At 46.9% G+C, this 21,029-nt stretch carries 17 protein-coding genes; 16 read left to right on the forward strand and 1 reads right to left on the reverse strand.

What is annotated here, in order from left to right; genetic code table 11:
* Nucleotides 1–345 precede the first annotated feature (345 nt).
* The 9 genes from ACQSGY_RS23745 to ACQSGY_RS23785 all read left to right on the forward strand — a co-directional run bounded on the left by ACQSGY_RS23745 (nt 346) and on the right by ACQSGY_RS23785 (nt 8,542).
* Nucleotides 346–966: an NAD(P)-dependent oxidoreductase gene (locus ACQSGY_RS23745; protein ID WP_427181192.1), complete on the forward strand. Its 621-nt coding sequence runs from the start codon at nt 346–348 to the stop codon at nt 964–966.
* Nucleotides 967–1,250: 284 nt separating this feature from the next.
* The gene (locus ACQSGY_RS23750) at nt 1,251–1,718 is read left to right on the forward strand and encodes a hypothetical protein (protein ID WP_248062064.1); all 468 of its coding nucleotides are present in this window, start codon (nt 1,251–1,253) and stop codon (nt 1,716–1,718) included.
* Nucleotides 1,715–2,842: a CehA/McbA family metallohydrolase gene (locus ACQSGY_RS23755; RefSeq protein WP_427181194.1), complete on the forward strand. Its 1,128-nt coding sequence runs from the start codon at nt 1,715–1,717 to the stop codon at nt 2,840–2,842. The genes ACQSGY_RS23750 and ACQSGY_RS23755 overlap by 4 nt, the downstream gene beginning before the upstream one ends.
* On the forward strand, nt 2,839–3,597 hold the full coding sequence (locus ACQSGY_RS23760; RefSeq protein ID WP_427181196.1) for a glycerophosphodiester phosphodiesterase: 759 nt from the start codon (nt 2,839–2,841) through the stop codon (nt 3,595–3,597). The genes ACQSGY_RS23755 and ACQSGY_RS23760 overlap by 4 nt, the downstream gene beginning before the upstream one ends.
* Nucleotides 3,575–4,612 (forward strand): LacI family DNA-binding transcriptional regulator, encoded by a 1,038-nt coding sequence (locus tag ACQSGY_RS23765; RefSeq protein ID WP_427181198.1) that lies wholly within the window; start codon nt 3,575–3,577, stop codon nt 4,610–4,612. Before ACQSGY_RS23760 ends, ACQSGY_RS23765 begins: the two co-directional genes overlap by 23 nt.
* Nucleotides 4,613–4,614: 2 nt before the next feature.
* Nucleotides 4,615–5,439: an ABC transporter permease gene (locus ACQSGY_RS23770; RefSeq protein ID WP_111272935.1), complete on the forward strand. Its 825-nt coding sequence runs from the start codon at nt 4,615–4,617 to the stop codon at nt 5,437–5,439.
* A gap of 48 nt (nt 5,440–5,487) precedes the next feature.
* Nucleotides 5,488–6,525, forward strand: a complete 1,038-nt coding sequence (locus tag ACQSGY_RS23775) for an ABC transporter ATP-binding protein (RefSeq protein WP_427181200.1) — start codon at nt 5,488–5,490, stop codon at nt 6,523–6,525.
* 14 nt (nt 6,526–6,539) lie between these two features.
* Nucleotides 6,540–7,706, forward strand: coding sequence for an extracellular solute-binding protein (locus ACQSGY_RS23780; protein ID WP_427181202.1), 1,167 nt, complete (start codon nt 6,540–6,542; stop codon nt 7,704–7,706).
* On the forward strand, nt 7,703–8,542 hold the full coding sequence (locus ACQSGY_RS23785; protein WP_427181204.1) for an ABC transporter permease: 840 nt from the start codon (nt 7,703–7,705) through the stop codon (nt 8,540–8,542). The genes ACQSGY_RS23780 and ACQSGY_RS23785 overlap by 4 nt, the downstream gene beginning before the upstream one ends.
* Before the next feature lie 146 nt (nt 8,543–8,688).
* Here ACQSGY_RS23785 and ACQSGY_RS23790 read toward each other — a convergent pair whose 3' ends face one another.
* Nucleotides 8,689–9,111: a VOC family protein gene (locus ACQSGY_RS23790; RefSeq protein WP_427181206.1), complete on the reverse strand. Its 423-nt coding sequence runs from the start codon at nt 9,109–9,111 to the stop codon at nt 8,689–8,691.
* 198 nt (nt 9,112–9,309) lie between these two features.
* Here ACQSGY_RS23790 and ACQSGY_RS23795 point away from each other — a divergent pair, with 198 nt between their 5' ends.
* The 7 genes from ACQSGY_RS23795 to ACQSGY_RS23825 all read left to right on the forward strand — a co-directional run bounded on the left by ACQSGY_RS23795 (nt 9,310) and on the right by ACQSGY_RS23825 (nt 20,999).
* Complete coding sequence (locus tag ACQSGY_RS23795; RefSeq protein WP_427181208.1) at nt 9,310–11,130, forward strand: family 43 glycosylhydrolase; 1,821 nt, start codon at nt 9,310–9,312, stop codon at nt 11,128–11,130.
* 236 nt (nt 11,131–11,366) lie between these two features.
* Complete coding sequence (locus ACQSGY_RS23800; protein ID WP_427181210.1) at nt 11,367–12,719, forward strand: glucoamylase family protein; 1,353 nt, start codon at nt 11,367–11,369, stop codon at nt 12,717–12,719.
* 1,198 nt (nt 12,720–13,917) lie between these two features.
* Complete coding sequence (locus ACQSGY_RS23805) at nt 13,918–14,886, forward strand: ABC transporter permease (protein ID WP_427181211.1); 969 nt, start codon at nt 13,918–13,920, stop codon at nt 14,884–14,886.
* A gap of 16 nt (nt 14,887–14,902) precedes the next feature.
* Complete coding sequence (locus tag ACQSGY_RS23810; protein ID WP_289372791.1) at nt 14,903–15,784, forward strand: carbohydrate ABC transporter permease; 882 nt, start codon at nt 14,903–14,905, stop codon at nt 15,782–15,784.
* A gap of 32 nt (nt 15,785–15,816) precedes the next feature.
* Nucleotides 15,817–17,337 carry an extracellular solute-binding protein gene (locus ACQSGY_RS23815; protein ID WP_427181212.1) on the forward strand — a complete coding sequence of 507 codons (1,521 nt, stop codon included), beginning with the start codon at nt 15,817–15,819 and terminating at the stop codon, nt 17,335–17,337.
* A gap of 199 nt (nt 17,338–17,536) precedes the next feature.
* Nucleotides 17,537–19,390: a sensor histidine kinase gene (locus ACQSGY_RS23820; RefSeq protein WP_427181213.1), complete on the forward strand. Its 1,854-nt coding sequence runs from the start codon at nt 17,537–17,539 to the stop codon at nt 19,388–19,390.
* Nucleotides 19,371–20,999, forward strand: coding sequence for a response regulator transcription factor (locus tag ACQSGY_RS23825; protein ID WP_427181214.1), 1,629 nt, complete (start codon nt 19,371–19,373; stop codon nt 20,997–20,999). Before ACQSGY_RS23820 ends, ACQSGY_RS23825 begins: the two co-directional genes overlap by 20 nt.
* Nucleotides 21,000–21,029 lie beyond the last annotated feature (30 nt).

Raw genomic sequence — 21,029 nt, forward strand, 5'->3', positions numbered from 1 at the left:
TTCTTTATTTCACTGTTAAAGAGAATTGCTAAAAATATTAATTTATAATGTTAGGTTATTTGCATGGCTAGTGTTCTACGAATCGTTAGATTTTCAAGATGCTCAAAAATAGCGAAATAAGCTTTCTGGAGATCGTTAGCGCACATCTGTTATGGAATCAGAGCCGCCTCAGGCGGAATGATTCATTTCATTTTGTTTTATTCTGATACACCTTGAGCGATTTTTCTGTTATTCTATTCTTTTGGATTCGAAATCCACCGAATTCAATCCCATAGACAACGGTATTCAAATCTCAGATTAAAAATATGGAAAATCAAGATTGAACCCCTGAGGAGGATGCTTCACTTGCACATATTATTGCTAGGAGCGACGGGACGGGTGGGAAGCCATGTCCTTGCACAAGCTTTACAAGAGGGGCATCAGGTGACAGCGCTCGTTCGTTCCCCGGAGAAAATAAAGAGTCATCACGAGAACTTAACTATTGTACAAGGTAATGTGCTGAGTCAGGAGGATTTGCTTCGTGGTATTCATGGCACTGAGGTGGTCATCAGCGCGCTGAATACAGATGGAACCAGCACCCTGTCAGACAGCATGCCACTGCTTATCGAGAATATGTACAGCGAAGGTATACAGCGTATTATTACGGTGGGCACGGCCGGGATTTTGCAAAGTCGAACCGAGCCGGACAAACTGCGCTATCAATCCAGTGAATCCAAACGCCGTTCAACCCGCGCCGCCAAGGAGCATGAACGGGTATACACGCTGCTGCAGCAATCTTCGCTGGAATGGACCATTGTATGTCCTACGTATTTGCCGGATGGAGAGCGGGTGGGAAGCTACCGGGTAATGCCTGATTTGCTACCCGAAGGCGGCACTGAAATTTCTGTAGCGGATACCGCTGCATTCACCTATCAACAGCTTACGAATCGTCAATATATCCATAAACGTGTGGGTATCGCGTACTGAGTGCAGTGCATCTGGTTTCAAGTGACCTGCGGAGCCTGTATCGTTCCGTTTGGTAAAACACGGTAAATGATGTTGTGCATGCGAAAACAATCTGCTCAAGACATATCAAAAGGACCTGACTTCTTTTAATAGAAGACAGGTCCTTTTGCGCTTTACAGAATATTAACATGTGCCAGAAACAGGGCTGATGATTTCACTTTAACATAAGTAATGGATGTGGGAACGGTCCCACACAAGAGAGATGCTTGTTTTTTAATAACCTACTGAAGGGTGGTGTGCTTCGAATGAAGCAGCTCGATTTGCAGGGAAGCCTCACTCCCCATGATTCCAAAACACATATCTGCGTGCCGTTTGTTGTCGAAGCCCGATGCGCGAAGCTGCATATACGTCTGCAATACAGTCCCAAAATCCTTGAAGATCGGCGCCGATCCATCGAGCTGCTCAAGGAAAGTTATGAGCTGTATATTCTGCCTGAACACCAGGAATATGCCACAGTCCATGCAGATCAGCATCTTCCGTTGAAAAACCTGATCACCCTCTCGCTAGACGACACAAACGGATACCGCGGGGCCTGTCATCGCCATGACGACATTCAGGAGCTGTACATCAGCAAACAGGAGGCCTCGCCTGGACTAATGGCAGGTACTTTGCCTATGGGTAACTGGAGCATCACGTTAAGTGTGCATTGTATCGTGACCGAAGCGTGTGCATATCAGCTGCAAGTCTGGACAACAGAGGAGGATGTGTTATGAAATGGTTTGCCAGTGAACTGCACACCCATACCCTGCATAGTGATGGCCGCCAGACACTGGAGGAGCTTGCTGCCGGTGCGGCCGGGCTCGGGTTCGATGCCATTGCCTTAACAGATCATAATACAATGTCTGGCTTGATCGGGAGAGCCGAAATCGGGCAAAAGTATGGGGTACATATCATCCCTGGAATGGAGTGGACCACCTTCTACGGTCATATGGTGACTATTGGGCTGGAAGCATTCGCAGATTGGCGGGATGTGAACCGCCATGATATCGACAAGGGAATTGCTGCCGTTCATCAGCATGGCGGAATTGCCGGGATTGCACACCCATTCCGCATTGGAAGTCCGGCATGCACAGGATGTTACTGGGAGTATGAGCTGAACGACTGGAACCAAGTCGATTATATCGAGGTATGGTCAGGCACATTCCCCTCAATTCTGCGAAGTAACCACCGGGCGTTCGAGCTGTGGACTCAAAAACTGAATGAAGGATACCGCATCACGGCCACTTCAGGTCGGGATTGGCACACACAGGAACCGACGGATGATCCAATCTCCGTAACCTATCTTGGCATTGAAGAGATAGATGAAACGAGGCAAAGCGAGAGTCCGCTGGAAGGTCAATCCGGGATGAATACATATGCTGAGGGTGAAGCATGGATTGGTTCCGTTGATGAGAAAGACTTGATCAACTCACTGCGCAAAGGCCGTGCCGCTGTCACAATGGGTCCCCTGCTTACACTGACAATCAGCAGTGATGAGATTACATATTCTCTCGGTGCTGTCATTCCAGCGCAACAGAGCAGGTCGCAGCCTGTCGATGCAAAGCTGCTCGCACATGTTGCCGTGGACTTCATGGTACGTGCCGGAAAATGGTCGATGCCAGAGCAAACCTTGACCTTGAAGCTCTGTTCCAATCTGGGCGAGGAGCAGCAGGTGAAGATAGAGTGGCATCCAAACCAGCAAAGGATCAACTTCAGTATGCCTCTGAAGATTGGTACTGCGGCTGAATCTTGCCGCAGGTGGATTCGGGCTGAATGCTGGGGAACGATCAGAGGCGCATATGTACAAATTGCCTTTACGAATGCAATCTATTTTGAGGAAGGAGCTCGGCAAACATGAACAGCTTTCCGCTGATTACAGCGCATACCGGCAGTATGGGGTTCCCGGATCATTCCCTCGAATCCCTGCAGGCAGCCTTGTCACTCGGGGTAGATATTTACGAAGATGACATCCGTGTAACCCGAGACGGGATTCCCGTGCTGGCACATGACGATGAGGTTATATTGACGGAAGGTGTACAGAGCAGTCTCGAAAGCTTGACATGGCAGGAGCTGGCTGAAGAAAGTGGTGTGGCGTTCCCCACCCTTGAGCATACACTACGTCACATTCGTGAAGCTGACAACATTATGAACCTGGATATCAAAACAACGCTTGCGCTTGAACCGATAGCGGCTCTGATTGAGCAGCTGCATATGCAGGAACAGGTATTTCTCAGCGGTTGTTCTTATGAGATGGCTAAGAAGGCCGCAAAATATGCACCTCGCCTTCGCCGGCTGTTAAACGTAAACCTGCAGCATTTCGAACGTCTCCCCTATACGGAAGCAATTGTTCAGATGTGCAGAGAAGCTAAAGCTGCTGGTTGCTTCGGGCTGAATTTACCTTATCAGGCTGTTCAGGAGCAATGTATAGATATTGCAGTCTCAAATGGATTGCGTGTATATGTATGGACCGTTATGGAGGCAGACGATATGCGCAGGCTTGCACGCTGGGGAGTACATTCGATTACAACTCGTAACCCACTGCTGCTGACAGCAGTACGGGAAGAGATGAAACGAGCGGAGGAGAACGGGTTTGAATCAAAAGCTGAATTATAGCTTGCGGGAACTTGCAGAGCTGGCGGGTGTGTCGAAATCAACAGCATCCCGTGTCATCTCTGGTAACGGATACGCAAGCCCGGACGTACGAGAACGCGTGCTCCAGGCCGCTGATCTGCTGCGCTACAAACCGAGCGCGGTTGCCCGAGCCATGGTTGCCAAGCGTACGTACAACATCGGGGTTATCGTCTTTCGCGATAAGCTGCCGATAGTATCACACACATTGTACGGCCGTATTATTGATGAGATTCTGATGGCGGCTGAAGCACTCGGCTATTCCATTTTTCTAAAGACAGATCGGGAAATGTCGCTGCGTTCTACCGACTATATGCTGGAGCAGCGCGTCGACGGACTCATCCTGATTAGCAGATTGCAAAAAAATGTAATTGATTACGTTAAAAAATTTAACATTCCCTATCTAATGGTTAACGGCTCAACGGAAGACCCCGATGTGGTGCATCTCGTCAGCAATGATGAGGCGGGAGGTGAGCGCGCCGCTGAACATCTCGCAGCTGGTGGTCATCGCAAATTTTTTGTTATTGCCGGACCCGGCGAGCATCGAAGCCACTCCTTACGCTTGAAAGGCTTTTGCCAACGTCTGGAATCCCTTGGTATATCATCCTCTCAAGGACAGGTCACCATTGTGCAATCACTCGACTCCAGCTTTGAATCCGGTCACGAGCTGATGGAGCAGCATTTTAATTCCTTTCGGGAGGCACAGTACAGCGCGATCTTCAGTACCAATGACATGCTTGCGCTGGGTGCGATGAAGGTGATGCTGGATCGCGGTATGAAAGTGCCGGAGGAGGCCGTTGTTATGGGGTACGATAACACAGAGCTGTCGAGCATGGTTCACCCCTCATTGACTACGGTCAGCGTGGATGCCACAGGTATCGGACGAGATGCTGTATCCATGCTGGATCGCCTGATACGTGGGGAAGAGAATATACCTCGTCTGACCGAATATGAGAGCCACGTACTGGTTCGACAATCAACGACAAGAGAGGAGAAGTAGATATGCTGTGGTACTGGAAACATGTTGGACCCAGAAGAATTATTGAATTCCTTTTACTCACCATCTTTGCCGTTTTCTTCGCCGGACCGCTGGTCAATCTGCTGGTACTTGCTTTCAGTGAAAAATGGAACTACCCGGACATTCTGCCTCAGGTCTGGGGCTTCAAATGGTGGAATTTCGTGCTCGCCAAGGATGATATCGTATCATCCATCTCACTGTCTTTCCTGATTGCAGCGCTTGTAACACTGCTTTCTATCGTGATCTGTATCCCGGCAGCGTATGCTTTCGCCAGATTGCAGTTTCCACTCAAGCGTATGTTTCTGTTCTCGTTTCTGCTGACACATGCCTTTCCCAAAATGGGGCTGTACGTATCCATTGCCGTATTGTTCTATCAGATCGGACTGATGAACACGCTGCTCGGAGTTGTACTCATTCATATGATTAACGTGTTGATGTTCATGACGTGGATTCCTACCTCCGCATTCCGCAACATACACCGGGCACAGGAGGAATCTGCAAGAGACGTTGGTGCAAGCCCGTTCAAGGTGTTTCGCAGCATTACATTGCCAATGGCTATGCCTGGTATTATGGTCGCGTCCATCTTCACATTTCTGAACTCACTGGATGAAGCACAAGGCACGTTTCTGGTCGGTATCCCGGATTTCAAAACGATGCCGATTGTGATGTACTCAATCATCTCCGATTTCCCGAGCAGTGCGGGAGCCGTCTTCTCGATTATTTTAACACTGCCAACCATTATTCTGCTGCTGGCAGCCCAGCGGCTGGTCAGTGCTGATGTGCTGGCAAGCGGTTTTCAGATGAAATAACAATGTTCTGGTAGTCCACATCAGGGGAAAAGGGAGGCCATACGTATCATGCAGTTGTCTGTACGTGAGTTAAGCAAACGATATAAAACCGGTGATGGTGTCAGCGGCATCAACATCGATATTCAGAAGGGCGAGCTAGTCACCTTGCTCGGACCTTCAGGCTGCGGTAAAACAACGGTGCTGCGGAGCATCGGTGGATTTCTGGAGCCGGACTCGGGAGACATTTTAATAGAAGGTAAAAGTGTCATCCAGCTGCCCCCGGAAAAACGCCCGACCTCCATGGTGTTCCAGAGCTATAATCTCTGGTCCCATATGTCGGTATATGACAACCTGGCCTTTGGTCTGAAAATCCGTAAAATGCCAAAGGCCGAGATTCAAACCGCTGTAGAGGATGCACTCAAGCTGGTTCGGCTGTCGGGCTTTGGCAAGAAATATCCTGCAGAGCTGTCCGGTGGACAGCAGCAGCGCGTTGCGCTTGCACGTTCTCTGCTGCTTCACCCGGCCGTACTTCTGCTGGACGAGCCCTTCTCGGCGCTCGATGCCAAATTGAGACATGAGATGCGCGAGGAGCTGCGTGAGATTCAGATGAAAACAGGGCTTACCATGGTGTTTGTAACACATGATCAGGAGGAAGCCTTATCCTTGTCGGACCGCATTATTGTCATGAATCACGGGCGCATTGAACAAATTGCAGAACCACAGCGCATCTATGATGAGCCCGCTTCATTATATGTTGCCGGTTTTATCGGCAAAATGAATTTCTTGAGAGGGGTGGCAGCAGGGGAAAGCATTCATATTGGAGATATTCATCTCCCAAACGAGAAAAAGCTAGACGGAGAGGTGGTGGCAGCGATTCGCCCAGAAGATGTGCAGGTGGGAACAACTAAAGGTCAGCAGAGCCTGGCGGGTAAAATCAAACAGGTCATGATACTTGGACATTACGCCGAGGTTACCGTTGATCTGGAGCAATGGGGCGTAATCCGTGCGTTTCTGAACAAAGACAGCGTGGAGCAGCTTCACACAGGCAAGCAGGTTCACGTTTCGATCAGCAAAATGACTGCATTTCCACATGAGGAATCATACTGAGGAGGATGAAGAGAATGCGTAAAAACAAACCATTGTTATCTCTGTTAACCGTAGTTGGCTTGTCGATGTCTTTGCTGGCGGGCTGTGGCAGCGCAAGTGATGCCAAGAGCACTGCAAGTGAGACTGGAACGGGTGCATCAAGCAGCACGCCGGCATCCTTTAACTTTTATTTTACAGGCTCGCAAAATGTGAAGGACCTCTGGGACTCTCTCGAACCGATGTTTGAAAAGGAACACCCGGATATTGACGTGAAAATGGTCTACATTCCATCGGGTACCGGGGCGGAGCCGACATATGATCGAATCGTAGCTGCGAAAAAGGCTGGCAAGGGATCAGGCGATATTGACCTGTATGAAGATGGCATCGTTTCTGTCTCTCAAGGCATCAAAGACGGGGTGTGGGCACAACTGGACGTCAAGGACATTCCTAATCTGAGCAAAGTCAGCGCAAGCACCATGAAGGATGTGAACAACTATGCGGTTCCGTATCGTTCCTCCGCAGTAGTGCTGGCTTATAACAGCAGCAAAGTAAGCAGCCCGCCCAAAACACTGGATGAGCTTCTGACATGGATCAAAGCAAACCCTGGTCAATTTGCTTACAATGACCCGTCCACAGGAGGTTCCGGCAGTTCATTTGTGCAGACGATCGTGTATAAGGACTTGCCGGAGGAAGACATTCACAACGCTGACCCGGCTGTTATGGACAAATGGAGCACAGGCTTTAATACGCTCAAAGAGCTGGGCCCATATGTGTACGGCAAAGGCATCTATCCTAAGAAAAACCAGGGTACGCTTGACTTGCTGATGAACGGAGAGGTGTCGATCATACCGGCTTGGTCCGATATGGTGCTGCAGCAGCTGAACGAGGGTTTACTGCCGGATACGATTAAAATGCAGCAGATTACACCAGGCTTCAACGGTGGGCCAACCTATTTGATGGTCAATCAGGCCTCCGACAAAAAAGAAGCGGTCAACACCTTCCTGAATTTCGTGCTGTCTCCAGAAGCGCAGGAAGTGATTGTGAACAAGATGAACGGTTTCCCCGGTATTGAGCTTTCCAACATGCCACAGGAAGTGCAGAGCAAATTCGACGGGGTAGCTGAAGGCTTCCGCACATTTAACATCGGGGATCTGGGCACAGAGATTAATAAACGCTGGCAGAGTGACGTAGCTGCGCAATGAGCAAGGACATCAGACAGTCCATTACAGGGTTAGCGATGGTGCTCCCCTCCTTCGCAATTCTGCTGATTGTGGTCATTATTCCGATCATTCAATCCTTTGTAATGAGTCTGAGCAATGATTCAGGCGGATATGATCTGAGCCGATATACGTTTTTGTTTACGGATAAAGGCATGCGTGACAACATCATCTTCACACTGCGGATCACAGCCATCACTTGTATTGCCGTGATGCTTGTCAGCTACACCCTGGCAGTCTACATGCGTTTTAACAACGGGCCCATTGTGAACCTGATTCGTAAAACATACATGATTCCGCTTTTCATTCCAGGGGTCATTGCAACGTATGGATTGATCAATCTGCTTGGCAATCACGGCTGGCTTGCCCGCATGCTTGAAGTTGCAGGCATCACGCTGCCACGTATCATTTTTGATGAAAAAGGCATTATCATTGCCAATCTCTGGTTCAACATTCCGTTCACCACAATGCTGCTGAGTTCCGCGTTGTCGGGTATTCCTTCATCGGTGATTGAGAGTGCAAAGGATGTGGGCGTAGGCAAGCTCACCTTGTTTACCCGATTTATTTTCCCGCTGTCGTACAAAACGTTCCTCGTTGCTTTAACCTTTGTCTTCATGGGTGTTATCGGATCGTTCACCGCACCGTTCCTGATTGGAGCCAACTCTCCTCAGATGCTCGGTGTATCGATGCAGCAGGTATTTAGTGTATTCCAGGAACGCGAACAGGCAGCTGCCATTGCATTTTTCTCGTTCTTGCTCTGCTCGGTGCTGGGGGCGTTCTATATCCGTTCCATGGCGGAGGAAGAGAAGGGGAAAATCTAAAAGTGATGTACAGTTAAAGTACGCAAACAGTATATAAGTTCAATCATTTCATTACTTATGATGCCCCTCAACAGAGGGGTATTTTTGTATTATGTTTTTTTGTTTTCCAATCTGCCAGTACGTTACATACCTTCATCCAAAATACATTACTTTATCCGTTTGGAGATGGGATGATCCTCGTTCATCTGGAGCAAGTCCCACAGGTTACCGTATAGATCTTTAAAGACAGCGACGATACCATAGGATTCCTCCTTAGGCTCCCGCACAAACTCGATTCCTTTAGCTACCATGTCATTGTAATCTCTCCAGAAATCATCCGTATTCAAGAAAAGGAACACACGCCCTCCAGCCTGATTGCCTATAAACGGCTCCTGCTCAGGCTTGGAAGCTCTGGCGAGTAGAATTGTTGTGCCTACAGAGCCGGGAGGGGAGATGACAACCCATCTTTTGTCCTGCTCGGGTTGATAGGTATCTTCAAGCAGCGTAAAGCTGAGCTTCTGAGTATAGAATGCGATCGCTTCATCATAGTCGTGTACAACGAGGGCGATATGTATAATCGATTGAATCATAAAGCTTTAACTCCTCCATTTCATATCTTGCTCAGCTGTGCAATTATACCATTGTATATGATGCCATAGAGTCAGTAAATAAACGAATCCGGCAAGTTTTTCTACTCCTGTGGCACATTTTGAAGTATGATACTAAATAAGTTAAGCGCTTTATTTTTCTGAAAATCATGGATAATTATCGTGGGGAGGCTAATGAACTTGTCGAACACTAACGAGAACGTGAACTATGCCGGATATCTTTTTGTGCATTTTATAGGTGAACAGCCTGACGGAGAGCAGGTTTATTTCTCATACAGCGAGGATGGTCTTCACTGGAAAGATCTCAATGGGGGCAGACCTGTACTACGCTCCAATCTGGGAGAACAAGGCGTACGTGACCCGTTTCTCATTCGTTCTGCGAAGAATAACAAGTATTATCTGATTGCAACCGATCTGCGCATTGCAAATGGCAAAGGCTGGGATACAGCCGTTCATGCTGGCAGCCGCGATATCATCGTGTGGGAGTCCGGCAATCTGGTAGAATGGTCATCACCCTGGAACGTTACGGTTGGTGTTGAGGGCGCAGGCTGTGTGTGGGCACCTGAAGCGGTCTATGATGAAAAGACAGACGAGTTTCTTGTATTCTGGGCTTCTGCCACACAGGAACCACATGAAACGGAACGCAAACAAAAAATTTACAGTGCGCGTACCCAGGACTTCCGCAGCTTTACACCATCGGAGAAGTACATAGAGCGAGAGAATCATATTATTGACACGACCATTCTTCCTTCATCCGGTTTTTATTATCGCTACTCCAAGGACGAAACAACCAAGAATATTCGTGTTGAGAAGGGAACTTCACTGGAAAAGCATACTTTTGAACCGCTACATGCTCCGCTTCTGGAAGCAATTGAAGGGGTAGAGGGACCTCAGATTTTTAAATTGAATGACCAGGAAGAGTGGTGCCTGATTGTAGATCGCTTTGCTGAGGGCAAAGGGTATCTGCCGCTGCTGACGACCGATCTGGACAGCGGTGATTTCCGTACTGTTCCAGAGCATGAGTTTGATATGGGAACAAATCAGAAGCGGCATGGTGGCATTTTGCCCATCACGGCGGAGGAGTGCAACCATTTGCTGGCTGCATATGGGGATGGGCATCAAGTGCTTGCCGGACAGTTTGCTGATCCTGACGTGGCAAAATTCGGCGAACGCTATTACATGTATCCAACCACCGATGGCTTTGAAGGATGGTCAGGAACACAGTTTAAGGTATTCTCCTCCAGCGATCTGAGGCATTGGCAGGATGAAGGCGTTATTCTGGATTTGGCAACAGATGATGTGCCTTGGGCAGTAGGAAATGCGTGGGCACCAGCAATCGGCAGCCGTAACGGCAAGTATTATTTCTATTTCTGCGGTAAAATGCCTAATGATGAAAGTGCAATTGGTGTCGCTGTAGCGGATTCTCCAACCGGACCTTTTCATGCCGAGCCGCAGCCTCTAATTACGATGGATCAATTAAGGCGTCTTGGCATCACGATGAGCCAGGCAATCGATCCTTCCATTTACATCGAAGAGGATGGGAAAACGTACATGTTGTTTGGCAACGGAGATGCCGCCATTGTTGAGCTGCATGACAATATGATCCGTGTACGTGAAGAAACGATGCGTAATCTTGCAGGCCTGCATGATTTCATGGAAGCCGTCACTGTATTGAAGCGTGATGGGGTCTATCATTTTACATGGTCCTGTGATGATACGGGCAGTGAAGATTATCATGTCAATTACGGAACCTCGGAGCATTTATACGGCCCGGTTACGTATCACTATACGGTTCTCAGCAAAAATGTGGAGAAAAACATGCTTGGTACAGGTCACCACTGTATGGTTTATGATCCGGAAAGCAAGCAGTATCACATGGCATATCACCGCTTTGTTACGCCGCTGTCCCGCTTTTCCACAGGCAAAGGATATCACCGTGAAGTGTGCATTGCCCCTGTCTTTTTTGGAGAGGATGGCCGGATGAAACCCGTTGTCTTATAACAAAAATACAAGCATGGAAGGCCGCTGCATTCAGCGGCTTTTTGTGTGCTGTTCATGTTCTGGCCCGATTCATATACAGGATGGATTATGAAACGTTTCGAAAAATTAAGTATACTCGGAAAATGATAATCACCTTTTAAAAGTAAGGGTTTTCATTTTTAGGTTTACCAAATATGTACATCCATGATATCATAAACACGAAACGTTTCGAGTTTAATATTGAAAGGAGAAAAGGGATGAACATCGTAAAAAGGTTAGGATTTGTTTTAACTTTTTGTCTGTTTGCCACCACAGCTTTCGCTCCTGTCATATCGGCACATGATTCAGGCAAACCTCCAGGCTTCAAGCCAGAATTGAAAGCGGTTGCCAAAAAAACGTACAAATATTTCGAAGACTTTACCGACCCGACAACCGGGTTGACGTTTGATGAGGTCAGAATGAAGGACAAAGGGATGGAAGAAGCGAAGCGCACCTCACCCACGAACATCGCCATGTACATGATGAGTACCGTTTCAGCGGAACAGATGGGTATCCTTTCGAAGAAAGAAGCGGTATCCCGCTTGAAAACAACACTAAACACGCTGGAAAAAATGGATAAGTGGAACGGATTATTTTATAACTGGTACAACACGGACGATGGCTCCGTCAAAAAAGATTGGGGGCAATTTATATCTCAGGTAGATAACGGCTGGATGTCCGCAGGATTAATCGTTGTGGGTCAAGCCTACAAAGAATTAAATGCACAGACCAGTGCACTGGTTAAACAGATGAACTATACAACTCTGTATGATCCTGAAGTCGGCCAGTTCCGGGGTGGTTATGATGTCGCTAAAGGCGCACTGACAGAGCATCACTATGGGTCATTTTATACAGAACCGCGTGTAGCAAGTTATATTGCCATTGGCAAAGGGGATGTGCCGCAGGAGCATTGGTGGAAGATGTATCGTACCATGCCTCTGGAGTGGGATTGGCAGTCTCAGACCCCGCAGGGTCATACGGTAAATTATGATGGTGTCGATGTTTTCGAAGGAAGTTATGAGTATAAAGGGAAAAAGTTTGTCCCGAGCTGGGGAGGCAGCATGTTTGAAGGACTTATGCCTGGTTTGGTGATTAAGGAAAAAGACTTGGGGACTCAGGCACTAGGTTTAAACAATAAGCGTCATGTCGAACTGCAGATTGAATATGCCAAAGAAAAAGGGTATGCTGCGTGGGGATTCTCCCCGTCTGCAACACCAACCGGATATAGTGAGTTTGCTGCAACACCGCTTGGCATCTCGGGTTATAAAGACGGAGCCACAGTAACCGCACATGCAACATTCCTCGCTCTGGACTATGCACCTGAAGAGGCTCGCAAAAACATCAAAACATTGAAAAAGCTAAACATGATGGGCAAGTATGGATTATATGACTCCATCAATCTGGAAACCAAAGAAATCGCCAAAGCTTACCTGGCACTGGATCAAGGTATGATCATGGTATCCATTGCCAACTATCTGGAGGATGGAGTTATTCGTGATTATTTCCACAGTGATCCCATCGGCCAGAAACCTGAAGCATTATTGCAGAAAGAAGTTTTCTCCATTCAGTAGATCCTGTGCAGCAGAGTAGATTGAGGAAAGTAGAGGGGAGCAGAACAGGAACAACAGAAGAGAACAGAACACCTCAGAACAACACATCACAACACAGTACATCACAGTACAACACAACACAGTACAGAACAATACAGTACAGGTACAGCACAGCACATTACAGTACAGGTACAGCACAGCACAGGTGCAGAACAGCACATCATATTACAGTACAGATACCTTTCTTGCATCTCAAAAAATAATAAGTGGAACGAGGCATAGCTTATGGTGCTTCGTTCCGTTTTTTTGTTTTTAGGGCACATGTGAGCTCATTCTCAGCATATCGCATGGCATCGTAACCGACGATTGGATAGATGTATTTAAGATGGATGCTTATATGTGTTCTCAACATACCTCTTTATTCTAACGATCTCAGATGAGCTTATTTAAGCAAAATAGAGCCTTCTGGAATTCTAACGATCCCCAGAAACCTTATTTCACCGAAAAGACAAGATAAACAGTCATTTTCTCATCAATTTCTAAAAATAAGCTCTCCTGGGATCGTTAGAAATGAAAAACGTTTGATTTCGCCTAAATAGCGTTTGTGGAGATCGTTAGAGTAGCAAGACTCCCGATTAACTCCACAATCGGATAGCGGTTCATCCCCTTGAAAATTGGAGATAAACCAGCTCATGCATCAATTAGAAAGCCCAATCGTCAGCTTCGCATGAGACATACCCTACGTCCTCGCCATGACCTTTTGCAAAAACCTCACCATGACCCTTCACAGGAGATATACCTTACATCCTCGCCACGCACCTTCGCAGAAGACCTACACCTCCGACCCCATGACCCTCCGCAGGAGACACACCTTACGTCCTCACCACCGACCTCTACTATTTGGAAGCCTGTGCCTGCGATAACCTTGCAAAAGACTTCCTACGATATTCTCTTTTTCGCAAAGACAAGGCATCTTCATCGTCTTTTCATGCTCTGTCTTCTCATAATCGTTCTTCGTTTTCATTTCCGGTAGCTAAAGAACTCCAAGCATCCATTGGATTTATCCACTTCTATGCAAATAGTCATCAAATTCACCTAAACAGTCATGGGATTGGTCTTAAAGCAGCGCATGTTTGGAAGGTACAATGAGAGTGTTCAAACAGATAGGTTTCAACGAGAAGAGGCAGACGAAGAAAATACACAACGAAGAAAAGGAGGTATGCAAGTGGCATCAGATGTGGCAGCGCTGGAACAACCAGAAACTCCCGTACCCCGCAAGGTTAAACCCGAGCGATTCAGATCTTTTAAACAATATTGGGACTTATATTTGATCATGCTGCCAGGGCTCGCGTATTTTATCATCTTTAAATACTTGCCGATGGGGGGCATCGTCATTGCATTTCAGGATTTTAGCGCATTTGCCGGCATACGCGGCAGTGAGTGGGTAGGACTCACCCATTTTAGAAACATGTTCATGGATGGTGAATTCTATTCGGTTTTCAAAAATACGCTGTTAATCAGTCTCTACAAGCTGGTCTGGGGCTTCCCGGGGCCGATCATTCTGGCTTTGATGCTGAATGAAGTTCGCAACATGTTGTATAAACGCTCCATTCAGACACTTGTGTATTTGCCGCACTTTTTATCCTGGGTCATTATCGGAGGTATTCTGATTAATGTCTTATCCCCGTCTACAGGCATCATTAACCAACTTCTGGGCATGATTGGACTGGAACCGATCTTTTTCCTTGGAAGCAAGGAATGGTTCAGAACGATTCTTGTAGCCAGCGATATTTGGAAGGAGGTAGGCTGGGGGGCGATTATCTATCTGGCGGCGCTTTCCTCCATTGATCCCCAAATTTATGAAGCCGCAGTGGTAGACGGAGCAAACAAGTGGAAGCAATTGATTCATATCACGCTGCCATCCCTCATGGGAACGATTGTTATTTTGTTTGTGCTTCGTTTGGGAAGTGTGCTGGATGTGGGGTTTGAACAAATTTTTGTGCTTTACAATCCACTCGTCTACGACGTCGCCGATGTCATTGAAACCTATGTGTACCGAACGGGTATCACCCAGGCCCAGTACAGCTTTACAACAGCCGTAGGTTTGTTCAAATCGGTCATCAGCCTCATTCTGGTCGTATTCGCAAACAAAGCAGCCAGAAAACTCGGGCAGGACAGTTTATGGTAGAGGAGGAGCAAATCACGTGAGACTTACAAGGGGAGAACGCCTAATATCCCGACTGAATGTTGTGCTGCTTGGCCTCTTCGCGGTGCTGGCCTTGCTTCCTTTCCTGCATGTCGTTGCCCAGTCCTTCAGCAGTCACCAGGCAATTACATCAGGGCGAGTACATCTGTGGCCCGTAGATTTCAGTTTTGAGGCCTACCAGAAGGTGCTGGCAGAGCAAGCGTTTCTGAACGCTTTTCAAGTGAGCTTGCTTCGTACGGTCATCGGAACAGCGGTAAATGTCGTGATCACATGTATGCTTGCTTACCCGTTATCCAAGTCCTATATTCAGGGGCGTTCAGCCATTATGTTTCTGATTGTATTTACGATGTTGTTTAGCGGGGGCATGATTCCGACGTTTCTGGTGGTCAAAGCGACTGGACTCCTGAACTCGTTCTGGGTGTATATTATACCTGGAGCTGTCAGTGCGTTTAATGTAATTATTATGAAAAACTTTTTTCAAAGTGTGCCGCTCGAACTTGAGGAATCCGCCAAAATTGACGGCTCGTCCAATGTCGGGACATTAATACGCATCGTTGTTCCACTATCCATGCCTGTGATCGCAACGATCACACTGTTTCACGCTGTCGGGCATTGGAATGCCTTTTTTGACACTGTATTGTATGTAACCGATCGCAAGCTTTTCCCGCTTCAAGTCTATTTGCGAGAATTAGTGATGTTCAATCAATCCAACATCAGCAATAATAATGGATATTCCGCCAACATCGACAGCACCTTGCTCGCTTTGGAGTCATTGAAGGCTGCGGCACTGATCGCGAGTACACTTCCAATATTGCTGGTCTATCCTTTCTTGCAAAAACATTTTGTCAAAGGCATTATGCTTGGTTCTGTAAAAGGATAACATGAAGCTGACCACACGGAGGGGATTGTCATATGAAAAGAATTAAAAGTAATGGATCAAGCATGGGGAACTATATGAAACGTTCTGTAACCGTCATGGCTCTGGCCGCCTTGTTCATCGTTACCGCATGTTCTTCCGGAGCAAAAGAAGCAGCAACAGATGGAACCGGTGAGAAACCATCCATCGAGATTGTATTAAATAATGCGGGTCGGAAGTTCCCCGAAGGCATGGATGAAAACAAAAATCCGTACATCGATTATATTCGAGAAAATACGAACATGGACATCAAGCTGACGACCCCGCCAGCAGACGGTTACGGGGAAGCACTAAATGTCATTATGGCCTCGGGTGATCTGCCGGATATGATTTTGTCCTACGACCCGAACTGGTTTGAAAGCTATGTTAGACAAAAAGCACTAACACCATTAAACGACTTGATAGATCAATACGGGCAAAATCTGAAAAAAAATATACCTGAAGAAGCGTGGAAAACAGTAACCGTCGACGGGAAAATTTATGCCATTCCAAGTCTGAATCCGATCCCGGGCAATGAAATAATATTTGCACGCAAAGACTGGCTTGATAAACTGGGGTTGAAGGCACCCAAGACTCTTGAAGAGTATAAAAATGTGATGCGTGCTTTTGCACAGCAGGACCCGGACGGAAACGGTAAAAATGACACCTTTGGATTGATCCTGCAAGAAAATCTGGGCAAAACAGCTCCGTTCATCGGTGCATGGGGAATTCAGCGCGGTCAATGGACAGAACGAGACGGCAAGCTGGTGATGTCCAGCACTTTACCTGAAATGAAAGAAGCTTTGGCGTATCTCGCCGACCTGTATAAGGAGAAATTAATTGATCCCGAATGGGCTTTAAACAAAATGGCCAATGTGGATGAGAAGGTTGCAAGTGGTAAAGTCGGGCTGTTCTCAGGGAACTGGTATGATACGAGGGGGCCTATCCTAACCAATCAGAAGAATGATGCCAAAGCCGAGTGGATCACGCTGGAGTACCCGACTGGACCGGATGGTAAACAAGGAACTTGGGGCAACAATTATGTATCCGGTTACAATGTCATTCCAATTACAAGCAAAAACCCGGATGCGGTCATTCGCATGCTTGATTTCATGATTGGTGATGGATATCGCACACTTGTTCTCGGCTTCGAAGGGGAGGTGTGGAACACGCAGGACGGTAAGGTTGTCACCAATTTTGATGAACACAACAAACATATTTACCGTCAGACACTGAGTGAAGCGATCGTTCCGTTTGAAGCGGAAGTTTCCAGAGACCGTCTGGATTCACTCGGGATGGAGTTCAAGCTCAATGAAATTATTGATCAGATCAATACGGTTGCCATTCGTAATCAATACCTGGGAGTTCCAACAGCAGGCATGGGGAAATATGGTCCGAAACTCGGAAAAATGGAGAATGAAATATTCACCAAAATCATTATGGGTGATCTGCCACTGGATGCCTTCGACCAGTTTGTTGAAGACTGGAAGAAGAACGGTGGAGAGGAAATTACGAATGAAGTGAACCAGAATAATTGAACTTAAATGTTCTTCACGTACACTCCGATGACAGAATAACCTTCCAATCGCTGTTATCTCAATTATTATAGGTGGAGAAAAGCAATTTTGAAACAGCGCTCAAATCGGGCGCTGTTTCAGCTGGTTCAACAAGCAACACCTCCTGCCAGGCCTATCAATAAACACAACATATCGCATCTGTCATTGGGGAGGGTAGCGTATGAAATGGCTCAGACGATTCCAGCATCTTTATTCCCAGTCCATTCAGGTAAAGTTGACCTGTTATTTCCTCTTGATTCTGCTGCCACTGGTTGCGTTCAGTATCTATGCCAATGTGAAATCCCAGCAGATTCTGGAGCAGGAGCTTGGTGAACGGACGATTAGTGCAATGAGTTCGGGTCTGGAGTTTGTGGATCTGACGCTCGGCAGCATCAAAAACTTGTCTACGCTTATTTCAACAGACTCTAATTTATTATCTTTACTTTCTCATGAAGAAGAGACCCTGAGCCCCAGTGCCATTATGGATTTCTCCCGCGTGATTGAGCGAATCACAGACATCACTGCTGTCAATGATTATTTAAGCAACGTCATGATCTATCATCACGCCTCAAATTCATTAATGACAACCAAGCTTGGTCTGATACACCTGGATTCCTCTGATTCGGAGAGTTGGCATGCGGAAGCTCTGAAAGCAAATGGTGCAAGCATCTACTACTTGCCAGACCGTTACAAAGAGACAATGGCAGGAAAAGCAGACTCCATCTATAATCGTAACGACCTCATCATGATGAGACTGCTTGATTTTTACCGTGTGGATAAGGGTGAAAACGTACTGATGTTGTCCATATCCAAAAGCAAGCTGCTGCGTTCTCTGTCCTCGTTAGTGGAAAAAAATCATTCCAAGCTCTATCTGTACGATGATCAGGATCGAATGATTGTCTCCAATGCTGCCGGAGAACCACAAGCCTTTGAGCTTCATGAGTTTCAGGCAGATCAAATCATTGTGCAAGACAGCCTGGAGAGCAACGAAAAAAACATGATACTACGGGTGACCTCACCCCAAAGCGGATGGTCCATTTTACTGGTGCAGCCTGAGAAAGAAGTATATATGAAATCAAAACCGCTGCAAATTTTCACCTACGGTATCATCGTGCTCAGCGTAATCCTTGCATTCTGGATTGCCTGGCTGGTGTACAGTGGAATAGCTTCGCCGATTTCCGGCCTGGTCTCAGGCATGAGGCAGCTGCGAAAGGGGAATTTAAACATCCAGCTTGAGAATAAAAGACAGGATGAATTGGGCTTTTTGACGGATTCCTTTAATCAGACGGTGACTCAGCAGCGGCATTTAATCAAAGATATCTATGAACAGCAGCTGCGCATGACCAAAACAGAGCTGAAGCTGCTGCAAGCACAGATTAATCCGCACTTTTTGTACAATACACTCGATTCCATCTACTGGACAGCCAAAAATTATGATGCCGAAGAAATCAGTTCCATGGTACTGAATCTGTCGAGCTTTTTCAGACTTAGCCTGAGCAAAGGTCAAGAAACGTTTACGGTAGAGGAAACGTTCAAACACCTGCATTATTATGTACGAATTCAGCAGATTCGTTTTTCCGAACAGTTCTCCATCGCCTACCACGCCTCTGAGAATAGTCGTCATCTGCATATTTTGAAGCTGCTGCTTCAGCCGTTAGTTGAGAATGCCATTTTGCACGGGCTGGAAAAACGAAAAAAAGGCGGTGCTTTGAACATAAGTACAAACGTTATTCGTGATCGATTAATCATTCAAGTTCGTGATAACGGGCGTGGAATTCCGAAAGAACGGTTAGATCAGATTCAGGAAGCACTCGCACTCACGAAGAAAGGAAATTTAACGCCGCCCTCGGAACGAAATTCATCGTTTTTTGCTTTGCTCAATGTACAAGCACGTATAGGCATTTATTACGGAGAGACCGCTGATCTGATCATTGAAAGCATAGAAGGTGAAGGCACAACGGCCACCATAAACTTACCCGTCAACCGCTGCAACAATGACAGAAGGGAGTCAGAACATGAACTTGATGATCGTTGAAGATGAGATTCGAATTATGAATAGTCTGGTTAACAATATCCCGTGGAATGAGCATGGCATTGAGGTGGTGGCTGCTGCCGAGAACGGGCACGAAGCGTTAAGTCTCATCGAACGTAAAAAACCGGATATCGTACTGCTGGATATTGAAATGCCCGAAATGGACGGTCTGACTTTGGCTAAATCCGTTCGAGAAATGGAACCACAGATTAAATTGGTTGTGCTCAGCGGCCATGACGATTTTCATTATGCTCAAGCTGCGGTGGGGCTGGGCGTGATGAAGTATTTGCTTAAACCTGCCGGAGATCAAGAGATTATGGATGCGGTTCTACACGCTGCCGGGGAGATTCGCAAAGAGCTTATGGAGAAACACAGCATGCTTGAATTAAAGCGGAAGTGGCAGGATCGGCTGCCTCAGCTTCAAGATGACTTTTACCGAAACTGGATGCTGGATCGCTACGCCACATGGGAATTGCAGAAGCATATGCAGGAGTTAAATCTGTCCCTGGATGCATTCACGCGTTTTGTCGTTACGGTATGTGAAATAGACCCGCTTCCTGAGGAGGAGGGAAGATATACATCGTCCGATCAATCCTTGCTGCAATTTTCGCTGGAATGCATCAGCTCCGAATGTCTTCAGGAAGAGGACTGCCGCGTGTTTGCAGATGCTGACGGGGCCACTGTACTGTTATTTCTCGGAAGAGCAGAAGAATCCGAGCAGCACATGATCCAGCGAATCAATGTTAACGTATCGCGGCTGTTAAATGTCGTTAAGGAATGCTTGAAAATTACAGCCAGTGCTGGTCAGGGCACCTTGGGCGCCCTGGATCATGTATCGCTTTCATATCGTCAAGCGTGCAGAGCTTTACAAGAACGAGCGATCTATGGGAGCGACATGTTCATCCCGTATCTGGATGTGACGAGCAACAGACAACACGTAAAATTTGATTCTGAATTTGAAAAACAACTGGAGATCGCTGTTCACACTGACGATTCAATTGCGGTCACCCGATTGATCGACAATTACTTTGAGCAGTTGTATTCACACGAAGTGTCTACCCAGCGCGTATATGAACATCTCTTGTATTTGAGCACTGTGTTTACAAGAATCATTCAATCGAGACGCTGGTCGATGCAAGAGGTGCTTCAGGAAGACTATTCGGCTTTTCTGTCCTTCGGGTCGTTGTTGTCCAAGGATCAGATCGTGTCGTGGGCCAAACGAGTCGCTAGTCGAATCATTCTCTATCGGGAGAAAGAAAGGACGCATTCCAGTCATGAGCTTGTTAAAAAGATGATCGAGGCGGTTGAGCTTATGCTGGGAAAAGAAGAATTGACATTGCATACGCTTGCCGAGCGTTTATATGTCAACCCTTCGTACCTTAGCCGCCTCTTTAAAAAAGAAGAGGGGAGGTCGTTCTCCGAATACGTTCTGAAGCGCAGTATGGAATACGCCAAAGAACAGTTATTAAACGGGGTTAAAGTCTATGATGCCGCTGAAGCAGCCGGTTACCGGGATGTCAGTTATTTTGCCAAAGTGTTCCGCAAATATTGGGGAGTGGCACCGGGCGAATTCAAACGACAGGAGCGTTCTATTGGACCTGAAGCAAAATAGTACGAATACAATGGGTATTATTCTCATGTT

The organism is Paenibacillus sp. TC-CSREp1 (genome assembly GCF_050171015.1).
Lineage (GTDB): Bacteria > Bacillota > Bacilli > Paenibacillales > Paenibacillaceae > Paenibacillus > Paenibacillus silvae.